Origin of the sequence: Rhodococcus sp. Leaf233 (genome assembly GCF_001426165.1) — a bacterium.
Classification (GTDB): Bacteria; Actinomycetota; Actinomycetes; order Mycobacteriales; family Mycobacteriaceae; genus Rhodococcoides; species Rhodococcoides fascians.
The window spans coordinates 188,591-206,222 of the sequence record NZ_LMRO01000014.1 but is presented as its reverse complement, the minus strand read 5'-3'; the positions used below and the strand labels follow the sequence as shown (position 1 = coordinate 206,222).

The window sequence follows — 17,632 nt, the reverse complement described above, 5'->3', positions numbered from 1 at the left end:
AATGGATGACATGGTCGGTGCGCTTCGGCCACGAGTACGAGACTTCCCGGCCTCGGCGAGTTACGCGCTCACCGTCGCAGAATTGCTTGCGCTCCCCAGCCTCTCGGGGTCCACTCTTGTCGCAGGCGAGCAGGGACTCGAGAATGTGGTTCGACGCGTCAACGTCATCGAAGTTCCCGACATCCTGCCGTGGGTGAAACCGAACGAACTGCTGTTGACGACGGGTTTCCCACTGCGGCATGCAGATTCGGGCCGCCCGTTCGATGCCGGTGCCCTGGTGGAGCTGGTCGAAGGACTCGCCGAACGCGGCGCGGCAGCGCTCGGAGTCAAAGAAGGACGCTACTTCGGAGACGTGCCCGCTGCGATGATCGAGGCAGCAGATCGACTCGGCCTGCCGCTCTTCCTCATTCGCCGAGATGTCGGCTTCGACGAGGTCATCTCTGAGGTGTTCACACACCTCGTCGACCGGCAGGCGTGGGCGTTGGATATTGCCGATCGCATGCATCGAGCACTGACCTCGATCGTGCTCGAAGGCGGCGATCTACCGCAGATCGCCGACGAGGTCGCCACGCTCTTCGAGGCGACGGTACTCATCTGCACTCCGGACGGTCGAGTCCAGGCCACAGCAGGAACAGACGCAGATCTCGCGGCTTTGGAAGAGATGCCGCTGTTCGACCCGTCCGGTCGCCTGCTCACCGAACGACTCCACGAAGGCCTGCAACCGGTCCCGGGCGACAGCGGGCACCGAATTGCCGTCGCACCGATCATCGCGGGCGGCACCGACCACGGACTGATCGTGGCGGTGGCCGCCGCCGAACGACTCGGTCCCGTCACGATGCAGTCCCTCGAACGCGCGGCCACCGTCGTGGCGTTGGCGGTCATCAAGAAGCTCGCGGTCTCTGCCGTCGAGTCCAAGTTTCGCGGCGACTTCCTTCGGGACGTCCTCAACGGCGCAACCGAATCCCCCGAACAGATCATCGAGTACTGCGCCCAGCTCGACTGGGACGTGGACCGGAGCATGGTCGTCATCGTGGCCCAATTGGACGAGATCGCCGAAGTTGCCGTGAGCAATTCGGTGAAGCCGGCCGTGTCCGGCCGCCTGCCGCAGGAGCGGCTGACCGCGGCATGGCAGCAGGTGGTTCGCCGGCGCGATCGACGGGCTCCCGTCGTGGGGTTCAGCAACGAGGTCGTCACGCTCATGCCGGCCGAACCCGGCACCGAACGGGACGTCGTCGAGGATCTGATCGCCTCCGTCGCCGGAGACAAGGGCGGCGGACGAAACTCGTTCGGCGCGGGCGTAAGCCGCGTCATCGACTCCGTTGCCGACATTCCGCGCGCCTACGATCAAGCCCGCAAAGCAGTCGTCGTAGGACGCCGTATGCGCGGAAACGGATCGGTAGCGCATTTCGACGGCCTCGGTGTGCATCGACTGCTGTCACTGGTCACCGACGGAGCCGAGCTGCAGGCCTTCGCAACCGAGGTGTTGGGCTCACTCGCGGGCGACGACGCCGATGCCGTCGACCTGCGCCAGACGTTGCAGGCGCTGCTGGACACCAACTGCAACGTGGCAGAGACCGCCCGCGTCTTGCATTTCCACTACAACACACTCCGCTACCGCATCGGCAAGCTGGAGTCCATCGTCGGCCCGTTCACCACCGATCCGATTCTGCGCCTGGATGTAGCGCTGGCGCTGCGGGTCGCGGAGATGAAGGGGCTGTGACACCACCCGAGGAGACACCCAGTGCCTGAGGGCAATTCGATCGGAACCGATGCCGTCGCACTCGCGGCAGCAGTGCGCGCCGGCACCGTGTCCGCGCGCGAGGTGACCGAGCAGCACCTCGAACACATCGGCCGAATCAACACCGAACTCAATGCGATCGTCACCGTCGCTGCCGAATCGGCACTGCTGGCAGCCGACGGAATCGATGCCCGCATCGCCCGCGGCGAGCGGGTCGGCGACCTCGCCGGAGTGCCGTTCACGGTCAAGGACCTGATCGCCACCGCCGGAGTTCGCACCACGGCGGGTTCACATGCGCTCGCGGACAATGTCCCTCGCGTCGACGCTCCCGCCGTTGCTCGGATGCGCGCCGAGGGCGCAATCCTGATCGGTAAGACCAACACACCGGAGTTCGGTGCCAGCGGACTCACACACAACGACCTGTTCGGCTACACCGTCAACCCGCTCTCCCCTGCCGGCACGAAGCTGTCACCGGGCGGGAGCAGCGGCGGCGAGTCGGCGGCCATAGCGTCAGGCATGAGCGTGGTGGGACTGGGCACCGATTTCGGTGGCTCGGTGCGGTGGCCCGCGCACTGCACCGGTCTGTGCTCGATCAGGCCGACACCGGGCCGAATCGACTCCGAGGGGCAGTATCCCGGTGTCATGAGCGACAACCGAGTGCTGACGAATCCGGCGACCATGCACGGCACCGTGCAGACCATCGGACCCATGGCCCGCACTCTCGACGACGTGATCCTGTTGCTGCGCGTGCTGTCGTCGCCGCAGTACACCTGGACCGACCCTGCGAGCGTGGACCTCCACGAGCTCGATATTCGTTGGGCCACAGGAGAAGGCACGATCCCGGTCGATGCGGAGATCCGCGCCGCCGTCGAGGCCGCAGCTCTGTGTACAGAGCCGTTCGTCGGATCGGTGACGCCGTACGACGGCACCGCATTACACGGCGCTCATGACCTGTTCACTCGGATGCGGGCCTGCGAAACCCAAACGGACATCGAGCAATACGGCCCCGCCGAGTTCAGCGCCAACATCCGGGCCATCCTTGCTGCCGTCCGAACCACCACAGCCGCAGACGTCGAGGCACTGTGGGCTCGACGCGCCGAGATGCAGCACCAGCTGGTGTCCACGATGGGCGATGTCCTGATACTTCCCGTTGCATCGATCCTCGCCCCTCCTCTCGGTGAGACGAGCTTCGAGGTCGACGGTGCGGCTCTGTCGTGGTCGCAGGCGCTGGCGAGCAGCCGAGCGATCAGCATCCTCGGGGTGCCCTCGGTGGTGATTCCCGTTGCCACCTCCAGTAGCGGTCTGCCGATCGGAGTGCAGATCATCGCCAAGCCGTGGCACGAGCATCACGCTCTCGCCGTCGCCGCCGCTCTGACGTAGTCCGCGCGGTCCGTGCGTCCGTACCGCGACGGCAGGTTCTTACAACGACCCGCTGTCGATTTGGTCGAAATGTGTTTCATGGTCGGCCCGCGCCAGCAACTAGCGTGATGGGCATCACTCATCCGGTCGAAAGGCGGCGGCATGCGCGACATTCTCGACGACGTGGCCCCGTGGCTGCGCGAACGTGAGCCGTTCGCCCTGGCCACGGTGGTACGTACGTGGCAGTCGTCACCGCGCCCTGCGGGTGCGGCCATGGCGGTCGCCGCGTCCGGTCAGGTCATCGGCAGCGTGTCCGGCGGCTGCATCGAAGGTGCCCTGTACGAGCTGGCGAACGACGTCCTCGCCGACGGCATGGCCAGGAGCGAGACCTACCGGGTGGCGGACGACGACGCGATCGGCGTCGGCCTCACGTGCGGCGGCACCATCGAGGTGTTCGTTCGTCTCATCGACAGCGACGCGTGCGCGGCACTCGAAGACGTCGCTCGTCTGGTCTCGGGCGGCGAGCCGGTGGCCGTGCTCACCGACCTCACCACCGGGGCCCCGACGCGGCTGGCGGTTCTGGGAGCGGAGGCAACCGTCGATTCCGACGGTCTCACCGACATCGAGTCCGACGGTTCGAGCATGGGTCTCGCCGTTCTCGACCGACTGCACCGCGGGGAGTCCGGCTTGGACATTCGCATCGCCGACGACGCAGCGCGGTCCGTCCTGGTCGAGTTGTTCGGGCCACCGCCCCGGATGTACGTGTTCGGTGCCATCGATTTCGCCGCTGCGATGTGTCGGCTGGGCACGTTCGCCGGCTTCGCCGTCACCGTCGTCGACGCCCGCCCGGTGTTCGCCACCCGGGCCCGATTCCCCGACGCGCACGACGTCGTGGTGGCGTGGCCGCACACGTTCCTCGCTACTGCGCCGGTGGACGAGCGCACCGTCATCACCGTTCTCACCCACGACGAGAAGTTCGACATCCCGTTGCTCGAGGTCGCTCTGCGCAGTGGTGCCGCCTACGTGGGCGCGCTGGGCAGTCGGTCCACCCACCGCCGCCGGGTGGAACTGCTCGGCGAGCGCGGGGTCACCGAGAGCGAGCTGGCGCGGCTGCACTCCCCCATCGGGCTGGATCTCGGTGCTTCCACTCCACCGGAAACGGCGATCTCCATCGTGGCCGAGATCCTCAAGGTCTCACGGCAGACGACCGGGCTCGAATTGCGAAGTCTCAGTGGGCCGATCCACCGCGATGCTGCTGCCGAGATCGACGCGACGTCACCCGTTCGATCGGCCGTCAGGTGCTGACACTGCACGACGAGCAGCGCTCGCCCACCACGGAGGTACCGCATACCGTCGAGACCGTTCTGGGCTCGAACCTGCTGGCGCACGCCACGTTGCTCGCCGGCCGCGCCGGCCTCGGCCGGCCGGTACGCAGAATCAATCATGTCGACGACCCCGCCGGCATTCGGTTCTGGATTCGGCCGGGCGACCTGTTGTCCACGACGAGCGAGGCCCTCACGCACCTGACGGAGCCGACGGCAGCGCTGCTGTCCCGAGCGCATTCCCTCGGCGTTGCCGGGATTCTGGTGCGGGTGGACGACGACATCGCCGTTCCGGACTGCGTCGGCGTGAGTGCCGAGAAACTGGGTCTGCCGCTGGTTCAGGTCTGCAGCGAACTCGACCCCGGACACGATCTCACCGCGGGCCTACGCGACAACGCAAAGACGCAGGCGCGAGCGATGTTTCGGTCCGAGCGTCTGCGCCGGGCACTGACCGACATCACACTCGCCGGCGGCGGGGTGACACAACTGGCATTCGCAACCTCGGTCGAATGCGATGTGGCAGTGTCGATCACCACGGTGGACGGACGCGAACTTGCCTCGGCAGGCAGTGACGACGAACTGTCCGCCCTCCGCGCCAGCACCGCCCTCGATCCCACCGGAAGACTGCGCACCGACTCCGTCGACGGCGGCCTCGGTCTGCGTTCGCAACAGGGTAGTTCGATCGCGGTATGCGCCATCACGGCCAACGGAATCGACCACGGACGCATCGTCCTGTTCTCCTCACGTCGGCCATTGACGGAATCGGACCTGCACACCGCCGACGCGGCCGCAGGCGTGTTGGCGATGGTCGTTACTCGCGATCTCGCGCTGTCGGCAGTCGAGGAGAAACACCGATCGAACTTTCTACGCGATCTCCTCCTGGGCCGAGGCGGCGAGCACGCACACGCGGTGGCGCACGCCCGACGCTTCGGCTGGGATCTCGGCAGGCCGGTGGTGATCGTCGCGATCGAACCGATCCCACACCTCGACGACGAACCGACGCCCGGCCGCAGGCCACTCGTCGATCGGCAGATGTCGGCTTTCGCAGGGGCTCTGGCACAACGAGATCCGCAGGCCGCCATCGCCGCCCTCGGCACCGAGACCGTCATCATCATGGGCGAACGTCCCACGGCGGTCGCGGACGTGCACGAGATCGTCGAACGAGTGCACGGAGACGGCGGCGGTGGTCGGCAACCGTTCACGGTCGGGATTTCGCGACCGTGCACCACGGTGGCCGACATCCCCAGCAGGTACGGCCAGGCGCGTACCGCGTTGAAGGTCGGCCGCCAGGTATCCGGGGACTGGGCCGTCACCACGTTCGACGAACTCGGCGTGTTTCGACTACTGAGCCTGGTGGACAACGTCGACGAGCTCGAATCGTTCACCCGGGAAACCCTGCACGACCTCGCCGGACACGACGACGAGGCACGCGACATGCGCAGAACCCTGGAAACGTTGCTGGCCACTAACATCAACATCGCCGAAACCGCTCGGGCACTGCACTTTCACTACAACACCCTGCGATACCGAATAACGAAACTCGAAAAGATACTGGGCCCCTTCACCGATCACGCCGATCTACGCCTGGATCTATCCCTCGCACTGAAAATCATGGCCATGCGTGGAACCGACCACCACATATGACGGACCCGCCATCGAGCGCTTGGCAGATTGCGCTCGTAGCGATTAGGAAATGCGTCAGTAACGTTGCAGGACAATGCTTTACCCATCCCGCGAACCACCCCGGTTCGATACGTTGGAGAAAGGCTCGACATGCCTATCTGGAAGATTCACGGAGACGGAAAGAATGTTCGACCGGGTGACGTCGTCGCGCCGAACGAACGGTTGAACTGGGGCCGCACCATCAGTCTCGGCGGCCAGCATGTGGTGTCGATGTTCGGGGCCACGTTCGTCTTCCCCATCATCATGGGGCTCAATCCTCAACTCGCCATTCTGATGTCGGGCTTCTGCACCATCTTCTTCCTGCTCATGGTCAAGGGCCGCATCCCCAGCTACCTCGGCACGTCCGCGGTGTTCGTCGGCGGCGTCGCCGCCATCCGAGCGCAGGGTGGAACGTCGGCCGAGGTCACCGGCGCCATCCTCGTATCGGGTCTCGTCCTGGCGCTCGCCGGACTCGCCATCCACTTCATGGGCGGCGGCGTCGTGGTGCGGGTGCTGCCCCCGGTCGTCACCGGTGCGGTGGTCATGTTGATCGGCTTCAATCTCGCGCCCGTCGTTGCCAGCACCTACTGGCCACAGGATCAATGGGTCGCTCTCGCAGTGATGTTCGTGCTCATCGTCATGAGCGTGGCGTTGCGCGGGTTCCTCGGACGGATCGCGATTCTGCTGTCGCTGGTCTTCGGGTACGCGCTGTCCTGGATCCTCGACCTCGTATCCGGGCCCATCACGTCCTACGACGCCACGGCCGGCGAGGTCACCGAGCACTTCCGCGTCAACTGGTCGGGTGTCGAGGCGTCGCAATGGTTCGGACTTCCGCCGTTCAGCGACGAGGCGAACGGCATCGTCGGCATTCACGCACCGTCGTTCAGTCTCGCGTTCATCGTCCTCGTCCTCCCCGGTGTCATCGCTCTGATCGCCGAGAACGCTGGCCACGTCAAGGCTGTCGCGGAGATGACCGGTGACGATCTCGACCCGATGATGGGCCGGGCACTCGCTGCCGACGGCATCGCGACGGTCATGGCCAGCTCGGTCGGTGGTTCACCGACGACGACCTACGCCGAGAACATCGGCGTCATGGCGGCGACCAAGGTCTATTCGACGGCGGCATATACGGCGGCCGGAATCATCGCCATGATCCTCGGATTCTCGCCGAAGTTCGGCGCGCTGATCTCGGCCACCCCCGGCGGCGTACTCGGCGGTATCACCGTCGTCCTCTACGGCATGATCGGTCTGCTGGGTGCCAAGATCTGGCGCGAGAATGGTGTCGACTTCGGCAACCCGCTCAACATGATGCCGGTTGCCGCGGGTCTGATCATCGCGATCGGCGATACCTCGCTCGTCTTCAGCGATTCGTTCTCGTTGAGCGGTATCTCCCTCGGCACGATCGTCGTCATAGGGCTCTACCACCTGTGCGCTCGCATTGCCCCGGCGCACATGAAGACACCGGTCGACGCGTCGCCGCGGCATCGATCCTCCTCTACCACAGCACGTTCCGACGGCAGCGAGGGAGACGGGGTTGCCGGCGAGGTCGACACCCTGAAGCCGTTGCGGTAACGAGCGATTGCAACACTGGGGCGTGACGTTTGTCACCTCTTGACGAAACACTTCCAGGCACAGGCAGGCAGGATCGGGATATGAAACCTTCTCCATTGAAATACCATCGGCCGCGGTCGATCGAGGAGGCGTGCCGAATCCTGGCCGAGGTCGACGGCAAGGTGCTGGCCGGCGGTCAGTCCCTCATTCCGATGCTGTCGATGCGCCTGGCCGCTCCCGGGAACCTGGTCGACATCACCGGTATCGACGGTCTCGACGACATCACCGGGTCGACCCAGTCGGGCGTCACGTTCGCAGCTCTGGCCACGCACGCGTCGCTGGCGTCGAACCGTGCTGCCGCTCAGACGCAGCCGTTGCTCGGACGGGCGCTGCAGTTGGTGGCCCACGCGACCATCCGGAACCGTGGGACCACCGTCGGATCCATCGTCCATGCCGACCCGTCGGCCGAGATGCCTGCCGTCATCCGGTTGCTCGACGGTTCGGTGACTGTGCAGTCCGTCCGCGGCCGCCGAGAGATCGCGGCGAAGGATCTGTTCCTCGGGCCGCTGGAGTCCTCGCTCGAGACGGACGAGATCGCGATCGCCGCAACGGTTCCCGCTGCCCGGGTCGGAGAAGGAACGGCCATCGACGAGGTTGCGCGCCGCCACGGCGACTACGCGCTCGTCGGGGTCGCGGCCCGCGTCACCGTTGCCGAGAACGCGGTGCGCACCGCGCACGTCACGTACGTGTCCGCCGGAGAATTCGGCGAGGTCGTCGACTACACCGACGTCATCGGTGGGGCCGCGGTGTCCGACGCACGTGATCCGAAGTGGAACGCGTTGTCGGAGGACGCACGTCGACGCGTCGAGACCGAGTCCGATATTCACGCCACCGCGGCGTACCGATCCCAACTCGTCGCAGCACTGACCGCACGGGTGGTGATGGCCGCCGCAGTCGACGGCGCGTCGTCGATGTCCACTCACCCGCAGCACGCCGATTCCGGAGTGAACCACTGATGAAGACAACAGATATCGAACAGCAGTTGGACGATCTGATGGCGGAGACCGGTGAACAACACGTACAGGTGACGTTCACCCTCAACGCAACCAAGCAGACGATCGTCGTCCCGGCCCGCACCCTCGCGTCGGACGCCATCCGCCACGACCTTCGTCAGACCGGCACCCACGTCGGATGTGAGCACGGCGTGTGCGGCGCGTGCACCGTGCTTCTCGACGGCAAGCCGGTCCGGGCCTGCCTGATGCTCGCCGCCAGCCTAGAAGGCCAGACCGTCACCACGGTGGAGGGCCTCGTCGAGCCGGACGGCACTCTGCATCCCGTGCAGCAGGCCTTCAAGGACTGCCACGGTCTGCAGTGTGGTTTCTGCACACCGGGATTCGTCACCACCATCGCCGCGTTCCTCAAGGAGAACGAATCGCCGACGCAGGAGGAGGCCACCGAGGCCATCGCCGGCAACATCTGTCGGTGTACGGGCTATCAGAACATCAAGGCCTCGGTACTCCGCGCCGCCGAGATCAAACGCGAACGGGCGGGCGAGTTTCCGCTCGGTCCCGACGACGAGTCGAGTCGTGCCGCACTCGACCGCAAGGTACGCGGATCCACCAGTCCCGTCGGCGGACGGATGGGCCGAGCATGAGCACCACGCGCACCGCACCGCCGCACACTCCCACCAACACCGCTCCCCTGTTCGGCCAGCCGCTGTCGCGGTCGGAGGACGAGCGCCTGCTCAGCGGCAAGGGCAAGTATCTCGACGACCTCGGTCACGGGGCGCTGATCGCTGCCTTCGTGCGCTCCCCGCACGCACATGCACGCATCACTGCCATCGATATCGACGACGCGCTGGCCATGCCGGGCGTGCACGCGGTGTACACCTACGACGATCTCGAAGCGGACTCCGCCGAGATGGCCGAAGGGCTACCGCTGCTGATTCCCCATCCGGCAATCATCGCTCCGCGCAACGGCTTCCCGCTCGCCAAGGACGAGGTCAACCACGTCGGTGAGGCCATCGTCATGGTCATCGCAACGAACCGTTACGTGGCCGAGGATGCCTGCGCGGTCATCGACGTCCGCTACGACATCCTCGAACCCGTGGTCGGCATCGATACTGCGCGCGTCGCGGCTCGACGAGTACACGACGACGTTCCGGACAACGTGGCCGCGCACCTGCAGCACGGTTTCGGAGACATCGACGCCGAACTGGCCGCCGCACCACACCGCATCACCCTCGACCTGAACATCGAGCGTTCGGCGGCGATGCCGATGGAGGGCAAAGGCGTCTACGCGCGCTGGGACAGTGACGAGGAGACGCTGACCTTCTGGTCGTCCACGCAGACCTCCACGTCGGTGCGCGCGGCCGTCGCGGCGCGACTCGGCATGGCGATGAACAAGATTCACTGCATCGCCCCGGACGTCGGGGGCGGCTTCGGCGTGAAGATCATGCACCCGTGGCCGGAGGAGGTGATGGTGACGTGGGCAGCTCGGCAGCTCGGCCGCGCCGGCATCTCCAACGAGGTCAAGTGGGTCGAGGACCGCCGCGAGCACTTCATCTCGAGCGCCCACGAACGCGCACAGGTCCAACAGGTCACCCTCGGTTTCGACGACGAGGGACGGCTGCTGGCGTTCGACTTCACCGTCTGGCACGACAACGGTGCGTACTTGCCCTACGGCATCATCGTGCTGATCAACACCGCGACGCAGGTACTCGGGCCCTACAAGCCGGTCTCGTTCCGCTGCAACGGTTATTCGCTGTACACCAACACCGTCATCGTCATTCCGTATCGAGGAGCAGGCCGCCCGCAGGGTGTGTTCGCGATGGAACGCTCGATGGACGCCATTGCGCAGTACCTCGGCAAGGACCGACTCGAGGTACGCGAGAAGAACCTCATCAGGCCCGAGGAGATGCCCTACGACTTCGGATTGATGTTCCAGGACGGTCGACCGTTGATCTACGACACCGGCGACTACCAGGCCGGGATCGACAAGCTCAAGGCCCTGATCGACTGGGACGGATTCCCCGAATACAAGAAGCAGGCTGCAGCGCAGGGCCGCACCGTCGGTATCGGTGTCGGTGCCTACGTCGAGGGCACCGGCCCGGGGCCGTACGAGGGCGCGCACGTGCTCATCGAGAACTCGGGAAAGATCAAGGGCGCAACGGGCTTGACGACGCAGGGCCAGGGCCATCAGACGACGTTCGCGCAGATCGTCGCCGATGACCTGGGTGTCTCCATCGCCGACGTCGAGATCACCACCGGCGATACTCGTCGATTCGGTTATGCCGTCGGCACATTTGCCTCCCGTGGTGCGGTGATGTCCGGTTCGGCGTTCCACGTGGCCGCGCAGATGGTCGCCGAGAAAGCGAAGGTCATCGCCGGTCGTGCGCTCAATCTCGACCCCGTCGAGCTCGAATTGCGCGGGGGCTACGTTTGCAAGATCGGCACCGAACCCGGAGCAGAGGGCACGTCCATCTCCCTCGGTGTTGTTGCCGTACTGTCCAATCCGCTGCGTTATGCCTTCGACAAGGAGTCGAGGCAGGCCACCGGGTTCGCCAAGATGGACACCGACATGACGATCCCGCCGGTGCCGGAAGGCGAGCAGCCGGGCCTGGAAGCCACCGGGTACTACTCTCCCCCGCGCTCGACGTTCGCGTCGGGCATCCACGCGGCGATCGTCGAGACCGATCCGGTGACGGCCGAGATCCACGTCGAGCGCTACGCAGTGGTGCACGACTGCGGCAACGTCATCAACCCCCGGATCGTCGAGGGCCAGATTCACGGCGGCGTCGCCCAGGGAATCGGCGGCGCGTTGTACGAGAAGATCGCCTACGACGAGCACGGGCAACTCCTGAACGCCTCGTTCATGGACTTCCTGATGCCGTTCGTCACCGAAGTTCCCGAGACCATCGAGATGGACCACACCGTCACCCCGTCCGGGCTCAACCCGTTGGGCATGAAGGGTGCCGGCGAAGCCGGCGTCATCCCCACCAGCGCCGTCATCGCGGCCGCTGTCGAAGACGCCGAGGGCTTTTCGATCACCTCCATGCCCATTTCACCGTCCGACCTGTACGAGCTGCGGCTGACCCACGCGGTCGCTCAGACAACCGAGGAGATTTCATGAGAATCGCAGGAACCGCCACGCTGGCCGCACCTCCCGCCGAGGTGTACGACAGCATGCAGGACGGCCGGGTACTGGCCGCGACCATCCCCGGAGTGCAGTCGCTCGAGCAGTTGAGCGACGATCACTACAAGCTCTCGATCACCGCAGGCGTCGCAGCCATCAAGGGCACCTACGACGGTGAAGTGGTCCTCTCGCAACAGAATCGGCCCGAGTCGTTCGTCATGACCGCCTCCGGTGCCGGCGCACCGGGCACGGTGCGCGCCGACGTCACCATCAAGCTCGAGCCCACCGAAGGCGGCGGCACGATGCTCAGCTACGACGCCGACGCCGTGGTCGGCGGCATGGTCGGCGGGGTCGGTCAGCGCATGATCACCGGTGTCGCCAAGAAGATGGCCGGAGTGTTCTTCAACGGCCTCGACGGCGTCATCGCCAACGGGGTGCCGGAGGCCGCTGCTGCGCCCGCGGAGGTAACAGCCAGCGGTTCCGGCACCACCCCCACTGCCTTGCCTGTCGCGGCCGGACGCGCTGTGAGTGCCGGTGCACCCGTCGCCGCGCAGTCCGTCCGCGGCACACTACTGGCCGCCGCAGCCGGCGCAGGCTTCGCACTGGCCGGAGTCGTGTTGGGCGGACTGCTCACGCGCTCGTCCTGCAACCGGTAACTTCGCGCCGTCACGGCTCACGACAAAGGCCGCTCATCCCAACCATCGGGGGTGAGCGGCCTTTGTCGTTGCAAGTACTGCCAATTCGACGCCGGTGCAGGGCGCGCGAAGCTCAAATGCTCGGCTGGAGTTTGGCACCTTGTGCCAAAGATACTGAGACGCAGAACGGGTCGAATGTGAGTACACGTCAGGTACCCGCCGATCCGATCAACGGACGCGTGGCCTACGAACCATATCGAGGAGGAAGCGTGGAACCACGAAAGATTCGGGTCGGTATCGACACCGGTGGCACATTCACCGACGTCGTGGCAGTGGACGAGGAGTCGGGAGCCATGGTGACCACCAAGACTCCGTCGACGCCGAGTGATCCGGCCGAGGGATTCCTGACCGGCATCGACAAGGTACTCCGCCAGCTCGGCGTATCCGGCGATTCGCTCAGTGCCGTCAGCCACGGCACCACCGTCGCCACCAACAAGCTGCTCGAAGGAAAGGTGGAGAACCTGGGGTTCATCACCACCGAGGGCTACGAGCACGTACTCGAGATCGCGCGCCAGTCGGTACCCGACGGCTACGGCAACTCGTACTTCTGGGTCAAGCCCGATCGCATCGTGCCCGCACACCGCGTCCGCACCATCCGCGGTCGGCTCTCGTTCGACGGCAACGAGATTCGCCCTCTCAACGACGACGACGTACGCGCGGCAGCAGCATTCTTCAAGACGGAGGGCGTCAAGACGCTCGGTGTGTGCCTGGTGCACTCCTACGCCAACCCCGATCACGAGCAGCGCGTCCGCAACATCCTGCTCGAGGAATACCCCGAGGCCACGGTCTCCATCTCCACCGAGGTGCTGCGCGAGTACCGCGAATTCGAGCGCGCCATCACCACATTGGTCGACGCGGCCGTGAAGCCGAACATTCGCAGCTACGTCAACAACATCGCGAACCGGTTGCGGGAGTTCGCCACCGAATCCGGTGATGCACGCGACGTGCCGTTCTACGTCATGAAGTCCAACGGCGGCGTCCTCTCCGCCAAAGAGGTTGTGCACCAGCCCATCACCACCGTGCTCTCCGGGCCGGCCGCCGGCGCGCTGGGTGCGGCCCTGGTGGCCAGCGCTGCAGGCGTCGAACAGGTGTTGACCTGCGACGGCGGCGGCACTTCCACCGACGTGACCGTCGTGGTCCGCGGCGAGCCCGCGCTTACCACCGAGGGACGCGTCGGCAACTACCCGTCGAAGATCCCGATGATCGACGTCGTCACCGTCGGCGCGGGCGGCGGCTCGATCGCCTGGATGACACCCGAGGGCACGCTGCGCGTCGGGCCACATTCGGCCGGTGCCGATCCCGGGCCCATGTGTTACGGAAACGGCGGCTCCGCGCCCACCATCACCGATGCCCACGTCCTGCTCGGCCGGATTCCTCCCCACCTGCTCGGCGGCGAGATCCCCCTCGATACCGACCTGGCACGCAAGGGCATCGAAGACCTCGCGCACCAGCTCTCGCTCGAAGTCGAAGCCTGCGGCACCGGCATCCTCGAAGTGTCCGCTTGGAACCAGGCCAATGCGCTGCGACAGATCTCGGTCAAGCGTGGCCTCGACGTCCGCGACTTCACCCTCGTCACCTTCGGCGGATCCGGGTCGCTGCTCGCCTGCCGCCTGGTGGACATCCTGGGCCTGAAAGATGTTCTGGTACCGCTCAACCCGGGCAACGTATCGGCATTCGGTTTGCTGACCGTCGATGTGCGCAACGACTACGTGCAGACGCACGTCAGTCGACACGACCGTCTGCGCGCGGAGGATCTGGAATCGGAGCTGGCAGTGCTGGCCTCTCGGGCCGACGAGGCACTCGCCGGTGAAGGCTTCGCCGCCGAGGATCGTCGCTACGCACGCTCGGCCGACCTGCGCTACTTCGGGCAGGCCTTCGAGGTGCGTGTCCCGATCGCCGACGGCGAGATCACCCAGGCGAGCATTGATCAAGCAGCCGAGGCCTTCCACGAAGCTCACCGCGAGCTGTACGGGTACGACTTCCGCGGAGATCAGAGTCAGTTCGTCGAGTGGGTCAACCTGCGCGTCAGCGGTATCGGCCCCATCAAGCGCCCCGTGCTGTCGGAGATCGCCGCCGGAACCGGAGCCGAAAGTGCCCGCACCGGAACGCGTCAGGCGTACTTCGACGGCTGGCACGAGACCGCGATCTACAGCCGTGCGGATCTCGGTGCCGGTGACACGATCACCGGACCGGCCGTCATCGAAGAATTCAGCTCCACCGTGCCGATCGATCCGGGCTTCTCCGCCCGCATCGACACGTTCGGCAACGTCCGCATCACCCGCACTCTCGACTCGAACGGAGCGAACTGATGACCGTCATCGACATGGTGAACAACAAGCCCTACCGGCTCTCTCCGGTCGACGCGCCTGCGCCTGATCCCGTTCTCGTCGAGATCGTGGCCGGCTACCTCGCAAGCGTCGAAATGGAAGTGGAGACGGCCATTTCACGGACGTCGCGGTCCCCGATGATTCGTGACGCCCACGATTTCCGCGCCGGAATTCACGACCGCAATCTGCGCAAGCTGACGGGGCGTTCCTACTCCGCGCTGGTGCATCCGGTTGCCCGCGACTTCCCGCTCGAGACCATGAAGCCGGGTGACGTCTACTTCCACAACGACGTCTACCTCTCCGAGGGTGGCATCGGCCACCTGCCCGATCTCTGCGTCACGGTGCCGGTGTTCGCTACCAAGCCCGGCGACACCGAGCCGTCGGTCGTTGCCTTCGTCCAGGCCTTCGGCCATCACGACGACATCGGCGGCTGCTGCCCCGGATCCATGCCGTCCGGTGCGACCACCGTGTACGAAGAGGGCCTGATGGTTCCGCCGATCAAGCTGTGGGATCAGGGCGTACCCAACCAGGCCGCGTTGACGATCATGACGCGCAATTCCCGCATGCCCGACGCGTTGGCCGCCGATCTCGACGCCGAATGTTCTGCGTGCCTGATGGGCGCTCGGCGAATGACGGAGCTGTACGAGCGCTACGGCATCGACACCGTCGAGGCGTGCTTCGACTCGATGATGGACGCGACCACCGAGATTTACCGTCGCGAAATTCTGAGCAAGATCCCCAAGGGCGAGTACACCTGGGAGGACTACGCCGAGCACGACGGCGTCGACGAGCCCATGTTGCACGTTCAGCGGATAACGCTCACCAAGACCGGCCCCGAGGACGAGCGCGGCGAGCGACTCATCCTGGACTTCACCGGTACCGGGCCGCAGGCCAAGGGCCCGATCAACCACTGCGGTGATTACGCGGACGGCAACTTCCTGGCCAAATGGCTTGCGCCGGTGCTGCGCAACCTCGCGGACTCCCCCGAGCGCATGGCCGAGCTCGACGTCAACGAGGGCGTCATCCCGCTGATCGAGATGAAGTTCCCCGAGAAGGGCACGCTCATCACCCCGATCTTCCCGGCCCCGACCAACGCTCGGACGTTCGTCATCCTGCGTCTGCTCGGTGTGCTCGCCGGCGTGGTGGCAAAGGCTGTGGACGGCAACATGCCTGCCGATCAGGAGACCATCCGCTACACCGGTGTCTACGGCGACGACTTCGACGGCAATTCGTATCTCATGCGTGAGGTGCTCGGCGGCGGCTCCGGTGGACGGCATTACGCGGACGGTGAGGACACCATCCACGTCGTGCCCGATTCCCGTAACCTGCCCACCGAGTTCACCGAGAGCCGATTCCCGTTCATCGTCGAAAAGCTGGGTCTCGCCAAGGATTCCGGTGGTGCCGGACGCTACCGCGGCGGCCTCGGTTACGAGAAGCACATCCGGATGCTCAAGGATGCGCACTTCATGTCCATCGCCGACCGTTCGATTCTCGCGTGCTGGGGTGTCAAGGGCGGCAAGGCCGGCGGATCGTTCTCGGTGACGCTGAATCCGGGTCAGCCCAACGAGCGTGAATTCGACGCGTTGACCGATGCCGAGCCGATCCTCGCGGGCGACACCATCCGCATCCGTACTACCGGTGGCGGCGGCTGGGGCGATCCCCTGGAACGCCCCATCGAGTCGGTGGAGCAGGACGTGCTGTGGGGCAAAGTCTCTCGCGAGTTCGCGGCCAACGACTACGGCGTTGTCATAGCCGAGGAGACGGCGACCGCGGATGTGGAGGCATCGGAGAAGCTGCGTGCGGAGATGCGCAATGCACGCGGCCTCGATGAGCCGTTCTTCGATCGTGGACCGGGGTACGAGCAGCTTTCCGGTGGCGCGAAGTTCGCCGAGTACGACTTCATCGATCGCTGAGATTCACTGATGGAGCTGGATGTTTCCCGTGGCACCGACATCGCGATCGTCGGTGCCACGGGTAAGACCGGACGAGCCGTCGCAGACGCACTCGACGGTGTGGCGGTGGTACGGCGACTGAGCCGTTCTGCGCCGGGCTATCCGGTGGACCTGGAGACCGGTGAAGGCCTTGCCGAGGCCTTCACCGGGTGCCGTGGGGTGTATTTCATTGCACCCAATGTGCATCCGGACGAGCCGGCTCTACTTCTACGGGCGCTGGAGGCGGCGGCGTCCGCTGGGGTGGACCACGTCGTCTATCACTCGGTGGCCTGGCCCTACAGCCCGAGAATGCCGCATCACATGGACAAGGCCCGCTGCGAGGACGAGCTGCGTGCCTTCTGCAACGAGCACGGAATGCACTGGACCATCCTGCAGCCGTGTGCCTATGCGCAGAACTTCGAGGCGGTTCTGGACGGGACTGCTGCCGATCTTGCTGTGCCCTACAGCCTGGACACCACGTTCTCGTTCATCAGCCTCGACGATGTGGCCGAGGTGGCAGCTCGAGTCCTCATCGAGGGGCCCGAGCTGCACCACGGGGCGACGTACGAACTCGGCGGGCCGGAGATCTTGAGTGTCCGAGATGTGATGCGTCTGGTCGAGGCAATGACGGGTCGGACGGTGTCGATGGAGTCCATCGGTGTCGACGAGTGGATGAACCTTCACAGCACCGGTTTGGGTACCGATGCGCAACAGCGTCTCTCGGCCATGTTCGAGTACTACAACGACCGCGATTTCCTCGCCAGCGGGATTGTCACTGCTGCTCTGCTGGGGAGGTCGCCGACACCGATGCGCGCTCTGATTCGCTAAGACGCTCTGCTCTCGGAAATCTTTGCGATGCCTGATCGGCTGTCGACGCGCACAATGTTCACAGTTCGTAGACGTCTAGGAGGAA

General features: G+C 65.4%; 12 protein-coding genes. All 12 read left to right on the top strand.

All coding sequences use genetic code 11. The annotated features are described in order from the left end of the window. The first annotated feature begins 1 nt into the window (after position 1). On the top strand, positions 2-1,720 hold the full coding sequence (locus ASH04_RS24920; protein WP_032364364.1) for a PucR family transcriptional regulator: 1,719 nt from the start codon (positions 2-4) through the stop codon (positions 1,718-1,720). A 21-nt stretch (positions 1,721-1,741) separates the two neighbouring features. Next, on the top strand, positions 1,742-3,118 hold the full coding sequence (locus ASH04_RS24915) for an amidase (protein WP_057474852.1): 1,377 nt from the start codon (positions 1,742-1,744) through the stop codon (positions 3,116-3,118). 141 nt (positions 3,119-3,259) lie between these two features. Continuing rightward, complete coding sequence (locus ASH04_RS24910; protein ID WP_057474851.1) at positions 3,260-4,402, top strand: XdhC family protein; 1,143 nt, start codon at positions 3,260-3,262, stop codon at positions 4,400-4,402. Continuing rightward, the gene (locus ASH04_RS24905) at positions 4,396-6,063 is read left to right on the top strand and encodes a helix-turn-helix domain-containing protein (protein ID WP_082519418.1); all 1,668 of its coding nucleotides are present in this window, start codon (positions 4,396-4,398) and stop codon (positions 6,061-6,063) included. Before ASH04_RS24910 ends, ASH04_RS24905 begins: the two co-directional genes overlap by 7 nt. Positions 6,064-6,192: 129 nt before the next feature. After that, positions 6,193-7,653, top strand: a complete 1,461-nt coding sequence (locus tag ASH04_RS24900) for a uracil-xanthine permease family protein (RefSeq protein WP_057474850.1) — start codon at positions 6,193-6,195, stop codon at positions 7,651-7,653. An 80-nt stretch (positions 7,654-7,733) separates the two neighbouring features. Continuing rightward, a complete protein-coding gene (locus ASH04_RS24895; protein WP_057474849.1) occupies positions 7,734-8,648 on the top strand; it encodes an FAD binding domain-containing protein in 915 nt (304 codons plus the stop codon). Next, positions 8,648-9,286, top strand: a complete 639-nt coding sequence (locus ASH04_RS24890) for a (2Fe-2S)-binding protein (protein ID WP_057474848.1) — start codon at positions 8,648-8,650, stop codon at positions 9,284-9,286. The genes ASH04_RS24895 and ASH04_RS24890 overlap by 1 nt, the downstream gene beginning before the upstream one ends. Then, a complete protein-coding gene (gene cutA / locus ASH04_RS24885) occupies positions 9,283-11,763 on the top strand; it encodes an aerobic carbon-monoxide dehydrogenase large subunit (RefSeq protein ID WP_057474847.1) in 2,481 nt (826 codons plus the stop codon). The genes ASH04_RS24890 and cutA overlap by 4 nt, the downstream gene beginning before the upstream one ends. Next, complete coding sequence (locus tag ASH04_RS24880; protein WP_057474846.1) at positions 11,760-12,422, top strand: SRPBCC family protein; 663 nt, start codon at positions 11,760-11,762, stop codon at positions 12,420-12,422. The genes cutA and ASH04_RS24880 overlap by 4 nt, the downstream gene beginning before the upstream one ends. A 248-nt stretch (positions 12,423-12,670) precedes the next feature. Then, positions 12,671-14,770, top strand: coding sequence for a hydantoinase/oxoprolinase family protein (locus ASH04_RS24875; RefSeq protein WP_057474913.1), 2,100 nt, complete (start codon positions 12,671-12,673; stop codon positions 14,768-14,770). After that, positions 14,770-16,701 (top strand): hydantoinase B/oxoprolinase family protein, encoded by a 1,932-nt coding sequence (locus ASH04_RS24870; RefSeq protein ID WP_057474845.1) that lies wholly within the window; start codon positions 14,770-14,772, stop codon positions 16,699-16,701. Before ASH04_RS24875 ends, ASH04_RS24870 begins: the two co-directional genes overlap by 1 nt. 9 nt (positions 16,702-16,710) lie before the next feature. Next, positions 16,711-17,547, top strand: a complete 837-nt coding sequence (locus ASH04_RS24865; RefSeq protein WP_057474844.1) for an SDR family oxidoreductase — start codon at positions 16,711-16,713, stop codon at positions 17,545-17,547. Positions 17,548-17,632: the final 85 nt, after the last annotated feature.

Bases quoted from the DNA above. Each gene is read 5' to 3' on its own strand.
- ASH04_RS24920 (WP_032364364.1), top strand. From the start codon at position 2: ATGGATGACATGGTCGGTGCGCTTCGGCCACGAGTACGAGACTTCCCG.
- ASH04_RS24910 (WP_057474851.1), top strand. From the start codon at position 3,260: ATGCGCGACATTCTCGACGACGTGGCCCCGTGGCTGCGCGAACGTGAG.
- ASH04_RS24900 (WP_057474850.1), top strand. From the start codon at position 6,193: ATGCCTATCTGGAAGATTCACGGAGACGGAAAGAATGTTCGACCGGGT.
- ASH04_RS24895 (WP_057474849.1), top strand. From the start codon at position 7,734: ATGAAACCTTCTCCATTGAAATACCATCGGCCGCGGTCGATCGAGGAG.
- ASH04_RS24890 (WP_057474848.1), top strand. From the start codon at position 8,648: ATGAAGACAACAGATATCGAACAGCAGTTGGACGATCTGATGGCGGAG.
- cutA (WP_057474847.1), top strand. From the start codon at position 9,283: ATGAGCACCACGCGCACCGCACCGCCGCACACTCCCACCAACACCGCT.
- ASH04_RS24880 (WP_057474846.1), top strand. From the start codon at position 11,760: ATGAGAATCGCAGGAACCGCCACGCTGGCCGCACCTCCCGCCGAGGTG.
- ASH04_RS24870 (WP_057474845.1), top strand. From the start codon at position 14,770: ATGACCGTCATCGACATGGTGAACAACAAGCCCTACCGGCTCTCTCCG.
- ASH04_RS24865 (WP_057474844.1), top strand. From the start codon at position 16,711: ATGGAGCTGGATGTTTCCCGTGGCACCGACATCGCGATCGTCGGTGCC.